An 8,033-nucleotide genomic window follows, 5' to 3' on the forward strand; every position below is an offset into this window, starting at 1 on the left:
CATTGTTCACGCCGTTGACTTAACGGTCGCGGCAAACTTTCAGGGAGGCAGCATGCTTCATCGGGATACGCTGGTAGCGGCGTGTGAACAGCGCCTGGGGGCGCAGGGATTCAAGGATTTCACCGTCAACGGCCTGCAGGTAGAAGGGCGCGCGCGCATCGCTCGGGTGATGAGCGGCGTGACCGCCTGTCAGGCGCTGCTGGATGAGGCGGTGGCGTGGCAGGCCGACCTGGTGCTGGTGCACCACGGCTACTTCTGGAAAAACGAGCCCGTAGCGCTGACCGGCATGAAGCAGCGGCGGATCAAGACGTTGCTTAGTCACGACATCAACCTGCTGGCCTATCATCTGCCGCTGGATGCCCACGCGACGCTTGGCAACAACGCCGAGCTTGGCCGGCTTATGGGCTGGCAGGTCGAGCGCTGTCTGGACGGCGAGCTGGGAGAAGGGCTTTTGTGGTGGGGCAGAACCGCCGCGCCGCTGAGCGTGGAAGCGCTGGCCGACCAGCTGGCCGACAGGCTCGAGCGCGAGCCCATGATGATCAAGGCGCCCGGGGTAGGCGAGATCGAGCGTATTGCCTGGTGTACCGGCGGGGCTCAGGACATGATCGCTGCGGCGCACGAAGGCGGCGCCCAGGCGTTTGTCTCGGGAGAAATTTCCGAACGCACCACGCACCTGGCCCGGGAGCTGGGGATTCATTACCTGGCCGCCGGGCATCACGCCACCGAACGCTACGGCGTCCAGGCGCTGGGCGAATGGCTGGCGTCAGAGTACGGCGTGACGCATCGCTTTGTGGACATCGACAACCCTGCCTGACGGCAGGGCGCGGCGCCGACTCAATAGCGCGGCGGCTGGGGCGCCTGGGCCGCTTCGTCGTCGGTCGCCTTGAGGCCGAAGTCTTCGGAGAGAGTGCCGTTCTGGCCATCGGCATAGTCCCGTGGCGGGTGGCCTTCCGAGGCATTGGCTTCGTCGGCGAGAGGCTCCTGGGCGGCGGTTTTCAGCGAGCTGTCTTCATTGCCGGTCAGCGCGTCGCTGGCAATGGCCCAAGCGCCGGCTTCCTGCTTGAGGCGCTGTTCAAGCTGTTCAAGCGCGGCGCGGGCGTCGTATATCTGGCGATGCGTATCCACCAGATGACGGCTCATATCGGCTTTGAGCTCGGCAACCTGGCGCTCGCTTTCGAGGAGCCGAAGCTTAATATTCGATACCTGGCGCTGGCTTTTGCTCAAGAGACGGTAGCCAAGGGCGCCGATCGCGATGCCAATAAAGATGCCGATAAGCGCAAACGTTAACTGCAGGCCTGATTCTTCCACTCTGGTGTCTCCCTGGTTCCCGGGTCACTGGCCGCCGTGCACGGGGCCGGGCGATATTTTTCCGTGGCTATTATAGGCGCGTGCCGGGCTTGCAGGTCAATTCGACAATGTAACGGCACGTCCGGGCATGCGCCCTGGCGGCCAAGGACGTACAATTCCGCCGTCCGGCAATATGGGAGAATAACCATGGAACAACAGAGCCCCCGGCGGGCGGGCACGCCACAGGACCCTGCCAGTCCCTTGTCGCCGCTTGCGCGCTACCAGGCGGATCTGGACAGCGACGAGATCGTGTTCGATGCCGCGCAGCAGGCAGCGGTTATGCGCCTGCAGCGGCTCTATGAGGAACTGCTGGCCGATCCGCCGGCGCCTTCGCGGCCGGCACGGGGCGGCTTTTTGCGCCGCCTGGCGGGCCTTGGGGGCTCGCAGGACGAGGCGGTTGACGCCGCCCCGCGTATTGCCGGCGTGTATTTCTGGGGCGGCGTGGGGCGCGGCAAAACCTACCTGATGAACGCGTTTTTTGCCGCGCTGCCCTTCAGCGATAAAAAACGCACCCATTTTCACCGCTTCATGCAGCACGTTCATGCCGAGCTCGGCCGCTACAAGGGCGAGAGAAATCCGCTGTCGCTGATCGCCGCCGATCTCGCCGCCGAGGCGCGGATCATCTGCTTCGATGAGTTTTTCGTCGAGGACATCGGCGATGCCATGATGCTTGCCAACCTGCTCAAGGCGCTGTTTGCGCGCGGGGTGGTGCTGGTGGCCACGTCCAATGTGGCGCCGGATGATCTTTACCGGGAAGGACTTCAGCGGGCGCGGTTTCTGCCGGCGATTGCGCTGCTCAAGCAGCATTGCGACGTCATGCAGCTGGACAGCGGCATCGACTATCGCCTGCGCACGCTGACCCCGGCCGAGGTGTTCCACGCCCCGCTGGACGCCGCAGCGGAGCAGGCGCTCGCGCAAAAGTTCCGGGAGCTTGCCGGCGGGGCGGGGGAGGCGCAGGCGGCGCTTTCGATCAACGGCCGCACGCTTACCGCCAGGCAGCTGGGCGATGGCGTGGCGTGGTTTGAGTTCAGCGAGCTGTGCGACGGGCCGCGCAGCCAGAACGACTACATTGAGCTATCGCGCCGCTTTCATACCGTGCTGCTGGCCAACGTGCGCCAGATGGGCGCGCGCCACGATGACCGAGTGCGGCGCTTTATCAATCTGGTCGACGAGTTTTACGATCGCAGCGTCAACCTGCTGATCGCAGCGGAGGTGCCGGCGGCGTCGCTTTACACCGGGGGGCGGCTGAATTTCGAATTCCGGCGCACGCTCTCAAGGCTCGAGGAAATGCAGTCCCGGGACTATCTGGCGCTTCCCCATCGGCCCTGAGCGGCCGGCGGGCGCAGAAAAATTCTGCCGGAGCGCTTAACTTTGGCGCCGGCCTGGGTTAGAATCCCGCCCCGTTCGACCTAAGTTGCCAAGACATTTGTCGTCCAAGGCTTTTGTCGCGGCAACCAAAAAAAATAGGGATGGTGCGCGCCTCACTGGCGCATTACGGCACCCAACACATTTTACCTGGTGATTTCATCCATGAAGACGTTCAGTGCCAAGCCGCAGTCCGTCCAGCGCGACTGGTACGTTGTCGACGCGACTGACAAAACGCTCGGTCGTCTGTCGACCGAAATTGCTCGCCGCCTGCGCGGCAAGCACAAGCCCGAGTTCACGCCCCACGTCGACACCGGCGATTACATCGTGGTCGTCAACGCCGAAAAGGTCCGGGTGACCGGCAACAAGGCAAGCGACAAGAACTATTACCGCCACACGGGTTACCCGGGCGGTCTGCGCTCCATGAGCTTTGAGCAAATGATCGGTCACGCCCCGGAGCGCGTTATCGAGTCGGCGGTCAAGGGCATGCTGCCCAAGGGCCCCCTGGGCCGCGCCATGTATGCCAAGCTCAAGGTCTACGCCGGTGCCGAGCACCCGCACGCTGCCCAGCAGCCGCTTGAACTGAATATCTAAGGGATTTCTCGCCATGACACAGCAGTATTACGGTACCGGGCGCCGCAAGACATCTACCGCCCGCGTTTTCCTCAAGCCGGGCACCGGCAAGATTACCGTCAACCAGCGCGAGCTGGACCAGTATTTTGGCCGCGTTACCGGCCAGATGGTGGTGCGCCAGCCGCTGGAGCTCACCGAGACGCTGGAGCAGTTTGACGTCTACGTCACCGTTGCCGGCGGCGGCGGCAGTGCCCAGGCCGGCGCCATTCGTCACGGCATCACCCGTGCGCTGATGGACTACAACGAAGATCTGCGCCCGGCGCTGCGCGATGCCGGCTACGTCACCCGCGATGCCCGCGCGGTCGAGCGTAAGAAGATCGGTCTGCGCAAGGCGCGTCGCAGCCCGCAGTTCTCCAAGCGTTAAGGCAAACGCATGCGGCAAAACGCCCGGGTCATTGGCCTGGGCGTTTTTTTTGCTAGAATATCAATAAGTTAGCAATAGTCGCCTGGCCTTGGTCGCAGGGGTTATTGTTGTGCAAAGCGCCGTGTTTTTTTACTATAGAGCGTATTTTATATTCGTCGCCGTCATATTGCGCGTTTGCGGCGTACGGGTGAGCAAAAGGGAGAAACCTGGAATGGCAGATAACGGCGTAAACAAGGGCCGGCGCCGTTTCCTCGTCGGCGCCACCTCCGTAGTTGGAGCGGTGGGCGCTGTCGGGGTTGCGGTCCCCTTTGTGGCTTCTTGGCAGCCTAGTGCCAAGGCAAGGGCAGCCGGCGCCCCGGTTCAAGCGGATATTTCCAAGCTTGAAAAGGGGCAGCGGATGACGGTGGAGTGGCGCGGCAAGCCGGTATGGATCATCAACCGGACGTCGGAAATGATCGAGCGCACGGAAACGCTGGGCACTGACCGCCTGGCCGACCCGGACTCGATCGTGCCCCAGCAGCCTGAGTATATCGACGGCGCGCTGCGCTCGATCAAGCCCGAAATCGGCGTGCTGGTCGGTATTTGTACCCACCTGGGCTGTTCGCCCCTGTTCAAGCCGGAGCCCGACGCTGACGATGTCGGCACCGACAACTGGCCGGGCGGCTTCTTCTGCCCTTGCCACGGTTCCCGCTTTGATCTGGCCGGCCGCGTTTTTTCCAACGTGCCCGCGCCCACCAACCTGGAAGTGCCGCCGTATCGCTTCGATAGCGACGACATTATCGTTGTCGGCGAGGACAAGGAGACTGCCTGATGGGTAATCCACACAAGGCCAAGGCGGATCGCGGCGTCATGCGCTGGGTCGATGACCGCTTTCCCGCCACGCAGATGTGGCAAGAACATCTGTCGAAATACTATGCGCCGAAGAATTTCAACTTCTGGTATTTCTTCGGTTCGCTGGCGCTTCTGGTGCTGGTCAACCAGATCCTGACCGGCGTCTGGCTGACCATGAGCTACAACCCTACGGCCGAGGGCGCGTTTGCCTCGGTCGAGTACATCATGCGCGACGTCGAGTGGGGCTGGCTGATCCGCTACATGCACACCACCGGCGCCTCGGCGTTTTTCGTGGTGGTCTATCTGCACATGTTCCGCGGCATGCTGTACGGCTCCTATCGGGCGCCGCGCGAGCTGGTGTGGATCTTTGGCATGACCATCTATCTGGCGCTGATGGCGGAGGCCTTCATGGGCTACCTGCTGCCCTGGGGCCAGATGTCCTACTGGGGCGCCCAGGTCATCATCTCGCTGTTCTCCGCGATTCCCGCCATCGGGCCGGATCTGGCGCAGTGGGTGCGCGGTGACTTCCTGATTTCCGGTATTACCCTCAACCGCTTCTTTGCCCTGCACGTGGTGGCGCTGCCCATCGTTATCCTGGCGCTGGTCGTGCTGCACATTATCGCGCTGCACGAGGTGGGCTCGAATAATCCCGACGGCGTCGATATCAAGAAGAAGAAAGACGAGACCGGAAAGCCCCTAGACGGCATTCCCTTCCACCCGTACTACACGGTCAAGGACCTGGTCGGCGTGGCGGTCTTCCTGTTCGTCTTCTGCGTGGTGATCTTTTACTTCCCCGAAGGCGGCGGCTACTTCATCGAAAAGCCCAACTTCGAGCCGGCCAACCCGCTGCAGACCCCGGACCACATTGCCCCGGTCTGGTACTTCACGCCGTTCTACGCCATTTTGCGCGCGATCACCTTCTCGATCTTCGGGCTGGAAGCGAAGTTCCTGGGCGTGATCTTCATGGGCGGTGCCATTGCCGTACTGTTCGTGCTGCCGTGGCTTGACCGCAGTCCGGTCCTCTCCATCCGCTACAAGGGCTGGATCTCCAAGGTGATGCTGGCGCTGTTTGCCATCAGCTTTATCATACTTGGCGTTCTTGGCGTGATGCCGGTGAGCGCGGGGCGGACCATTCTCGCGCAGGTCTGTACCGTCATCTACTTTGCCTTCTTCCTGCTGATGCCGCTTTATACCCGGCTGGAGAAGACTAAACCCGTTCCGGAAAGGGTGACTGGCTAATGAAAAAGCAACTGTTTGCACTGCTCTTCGCGCTGCTGCCGGTAACGGCCATGGCAGCCGGCGGGGGGCTGCCGTACTCCATGGAGCCGGACCTGCACGACCAGGCGTCGCTGCAAAACGGCATGAAGCTCTACGTCAACTACTGCATGGGCTGCCACTCGCTTGAGCACCAGCGGTTCTCCCGTGCGGCGGAAGATCTGGATATCCCTCAGGCTCTGGTAGAAGACAACCTGGTGTTCTCGCCGGATCTGGCGTTCAACGACCAGATGCATAACGCCATGCAGGCCGATGACGGGGAAAACTGGTTCGGTGCGCCGCCGCCGGATCTGACCATGGAATCGCGCCTGCGCGGTCCCGACTGGATCTACTCCTACCTGCTGAGCTTCTATCGGGACGATAGCCAGTCGACCGGAGTGAACAACGCGGTGTTCGAGCTGGTCGCCATGCCCAACGTGCTGGAGCCCTTGCAGGGGGTGCAGGAGAGAATTTGTGCGGCCACGGACGAACCCGTTGAAGGGCAGTCGCCGGATCCGCTCACCGGCAAGTACCAGTCGTGCGACGTGCTGAGGGTGACTCAGCCGGGCGAGATGGAGCCGGACGAGTTCGAGGACGCGGTCTATGATCTGACCAACTTCCTGGCCTACGTGGGTGAGCCGTCCAAGCTCAAGGCCCAGGCGCTCGCGCCCAAGGTGCTGCTGTTCATTTTTATCCTGGGGATTATCTGCTACTTCCTCAAGCGGGAATACTGGCGTGATATTCACTAAGCCATGCTAGCCCCGTGAACCAGGGCGCACGACACCGTCGTGTGCCCTTTGTGTCTCAGGAGCCGGCTTGCCGGGCGTTTTCCCCAGAGACGCCGCGGCATGGTAGTATGACCTATTGACTTGAAGCGAGGATTGCTACATGGGTGTTGTGGCCAAACGGTCGTCGATGATTTTTTATTCCGGTACAGATGACCATTTCAGTCATCGGGTACGTATCGTGCTGGCCGAGAAGGGCGTGGCGGTGGATATCGTCGACGTAAGCGGCGAGCAGGCACCGGAGGAGCTTGCCGAGCTCAATCCTTATAACAGCGTGCCGACGCTTCTGGACCGCGACCTGGTGCTCTACGAATCCAAGGTGATGATGGAGTATCTGGACGAACGCTTCCCGCACCCGCCGCTGCTGCCGGTTTACCCGGTGGCGCGGGCGCAAAGCCGGCTGTGGATGCACCGCATCGAGCGCGAGTGGTGCCCGATGGTCGAGCGCATTCGTACCGGCAGCAAGAAGGAAGCGGACAAGGCGCGCAAGGAGCTGCGCGAAAGCCTGGTGGGCATATCGCCCATCTTCGAGGACATGCCGTTTTTCATGAGCGACGAGTTCACCCTGGTGGACTGCTGCCTGGCCCCGATCCTGTGGCGCCTGCCCGAGCTTAATATCGAACTGCCGGAAAAGCAGGTACAGCCGCTGATGGACTACATGTCGCGCGTGTTCGAGCGCGATGCCTTCAAGGCCTCGCTCAACGAGCGTGAAAAAGAAATACGTGCCTGAATGCACACCGGCCCCGTCAACCCGGCAATGTGCCCCTAATGCCGCGAAAGGAGAGCGACAATGACGCGTTCCAGCCGCCCCTATCTTGCCAGAGCCCTGTATGAATGGCTGCTGGACAACGAGCTGACACCCTACCTGGTGGTGGATGCAACCCGCCCGGGTGTGGAAGTGCCCGAACAGCTGGTGCAAAACGGCCAGATCGTGCTCAACGCCTCGCCTACGGCGGTGCGTGACTTCTTCATGGAAAATCAGGCCATCGGCTTTAGCGCGCGTTTTTCCGGCGAGCCGATGCAGATCATGATCCCCATGGAGGCGCTGATTGCGGTGTATGCCCGGGAGAACGCGGCCGGCATGGTGTTTGGCCATGAGCCTGACCTCGCGGCGCTGGACGAAGAGGCCGCCGACGAGCCGGGCCAGGACGCCCCCAAGGGCGACGCCAAGGCGCCGGCGCTGACGTCGGTTACCGATAGCGGCGACGACGCGCAGAAAGGCGAAAAGGACGAAGACAAGTCGTCCGACCGCGCCGGCAACGGCAGCAAAAGCGGCGAGGCTGCCAAAAAGCGGCCCTCGCTGCGCGTGGTTAAATAGCGCTGGTGAAACACTAGGGTGTGTTAACAATCATTAGTTTCGTTTAAACTGATTTAGTATTCATAGATTTTGGTGGGCCATGAGTCGGTTGAAGTTACGCGATGATCAGTGGGAGCGAATCGAGCACCTGCTCCCC

10 protein-coding genes are annotated in these 8,033 nt (G+C 61.9%); 9 read left to right on the forward strand and 1 reads right to left on the reverse strand.

Annotation, left to right across the window (positions count from 1 at the left end; all coding sequences use genetic code 11):
- Positions 1-52 precede the first annotated feature (52 nt).
- Positions 53-814, forward strand: coding sequence for a Nif3-like dinuclear metal center hexameric protein (locus RS027_RS06345; protein ID WP_311955105.1), 762 nt, complete (start codon positions 53-55; stop codon positions 812-814).
- Positions 815-834: 20 nt separating this feature from the next.
- On the opposite strand, the gene RS027_RS06350 is transcribed toward RS027_RS06345, so the two are convergent.
- A complete protein-coding gene (locus tag RS027_RS06350; protein WP_311955108.1) occupies positions 835-1,308 on the reverse strand; it encodes a ZapG family protein in 474 nt (157 codons plus the stop codon).
- Positions 1,309-1,494: 186 nt separating this feature from the next.
- On the opposite strand from RS027_RS06350, the gene zapE reads away from it, so the two are divergent.
- The 8 genes from zapE to RS027_RS06390 all read left to right on the forward strand — a co-directional run bounded on the left by zapE (position 1,495) and on the right by RS027_RS06390 (position 7,897).
- Positions 1,495-2,676 carry a cell division protein ZapE gene (gene zapE, locus RS027_RS06355; RefSeq protein ID WP_311955110.1) on the forward strand — a complete coding sequence of 394 codons (1,182 nt, stop codon included), beginning with the start codon at positions 1,495-1,497 and terminating at the stop codon, positions 2,674-2,676.
- Between the two features lie 201 nt (positions 2,677-2,877).
- Entirely contained in the window at positions 2,878-3,306 is a 429-nt protein-coding gene (gene rplM, locus RS027_RS06360; protein ID WP_311955113.1) for a 50S ribosomal protein L13, read from the forward strand.
- Between the two features lie 13 nt (positions 3,307-3,319).
- A complete protein-coding gene (gene rpsI, locus RS027_RS06365) occupies positions 3,320-3,709 on the forward strand; it encodes a 30S ribosomal protein S9 (RefSeq protein ID WP_311955117.1) in 390 nt (129 codons plus the stop codon).
- Between the two features lie 211 nt (positions 3,710-3,920).
- A complete protein-coding gene (petA, locus tag RS027_RS06370; protein ID WP_311955121.1) occupies positions 3,921-4,520 on the forward strand; it encodes a ubiquinol-cytochrome c reductase iron-sulfur subunit in 600 nt (199 codons plus the stop codon).
- A complete protein-coding gene (locus tag RS027_RS06375; RefSeq protein ID WP_311955124.1) occupies positions 4,520-5,779 on the forward strand; it encodes a cytochrome b in 1,260 nt (419 codons plus the stop codon). Before petA ends, RS027_RS06375 begins: the two co-directional genes overlap by 1 nt.
- On the forward strand, positions 5,779-6,543 hold the full coding sequence (locus RS027_RS06380; RefSeq protein WP_311955127.1) for a cytochrome c1: 765 nt from the start codon (positions 5,779-5,781) through the stop codon (positions 6,541-6,543). The genes RS027_RS06375 and RS027_RS06380 overlap by 1 nt, the downstream gene beginning before the upstream one ends.
- Positions 6,544-6,682: 139 nt before the next feature.
- Positions 6,683-7,309 (forward strand): stringent starvation protein SspA, encoded by a 627-nt coding sequence (sspA, locus tag RS027_RS06385; protein WP_311955130.1) that lies wholly within the window; start codon positions 6,683-6,685, stop codon positions 7,307-7,309.
- Positions 7,310-7,369: 60 nt separating this feature from the next.
- A complete protein-coding gene (locus tag RS027_RS06390) occupies positions 7,370-7,897 on the forward strand; it encodes a ClpXP protease specificity-enhancing factor (protein ID WP_311955132.1) in 528 nt (175 codons plus the stop codon).
- Positions 7,898-8,033 lie beyond the last annotated feature (136 nt).

Origin of the sequence: Halomonas garicola, from assembly GCF_031935715.1 — a bacterium.
Taxonomy (GTDB): domain Bacteria; phylum Pseudomonadota; class Gammaproteobacteria; order Pseudomonadales; family Halomonadaceae; genus Vreelandella; species Vreelandella garicola.

Coding starts and splice junctions, on each gene's coding strand:
- RS027_RS06345 (WP_311955105.1), top strand. CDS start 53: ATGCTTCATCGGGATACGCTGGTAGCGGCGTGTGAACAGCGCCTGGGG.
- zapE (WP_311955110.1), top strand. CDS start 1,495: ATGGAACAACAGAGCCCCCGGCGGGCGGGCACGCCACAGGACCCTGCC.
- rplM (WP_311955113.1), top strand. CDS start 2,878: ATGAAGACGTTCAGTGCCAAGCCGCAGTCCGTCCAGCGCGACTGGTAC.
- rpsI (WP_311955117.1), top strand. CDS start 3,320: ATGACACAGCAGTATTACGGTACCGGGCGCCGCAAGACATCTACCGCC.
- petA (WP_311955121.1), top strand. CDS start 3,921: ATGGCAGATAACGGCGTAAACAAGGGCCGGCGCCGTTTCCTCGTCGGC.
- RS027_RS06375 (WP_311955124.1), top strand. CDS start 4,520: ATGGGTAATCCACACAAGGCCAAGGCGGATCGCGGCGTCATGCGCTGG.
- RS027_RS06380 (WP_311955127.1), top strand. CDS start 5,779: ATGAAAAAGCAACTGTTTGCACTGCTCTTCGCGCTGCTGCCGGTAACG.
- sspA (WP_311955130.1), top strand. CDS start 6,683: ATGGGTGTTGTGGCCAAACGGTCGTCGATGATTTTTTATTCCGGTACA.
- RS027_RS06390 (WP_311955132.1), top strand. CDS start 7,370: ATGACGCGTTCCAGCCGCCCCTATCTTGCCAGAGCCCTGTATGAATGG.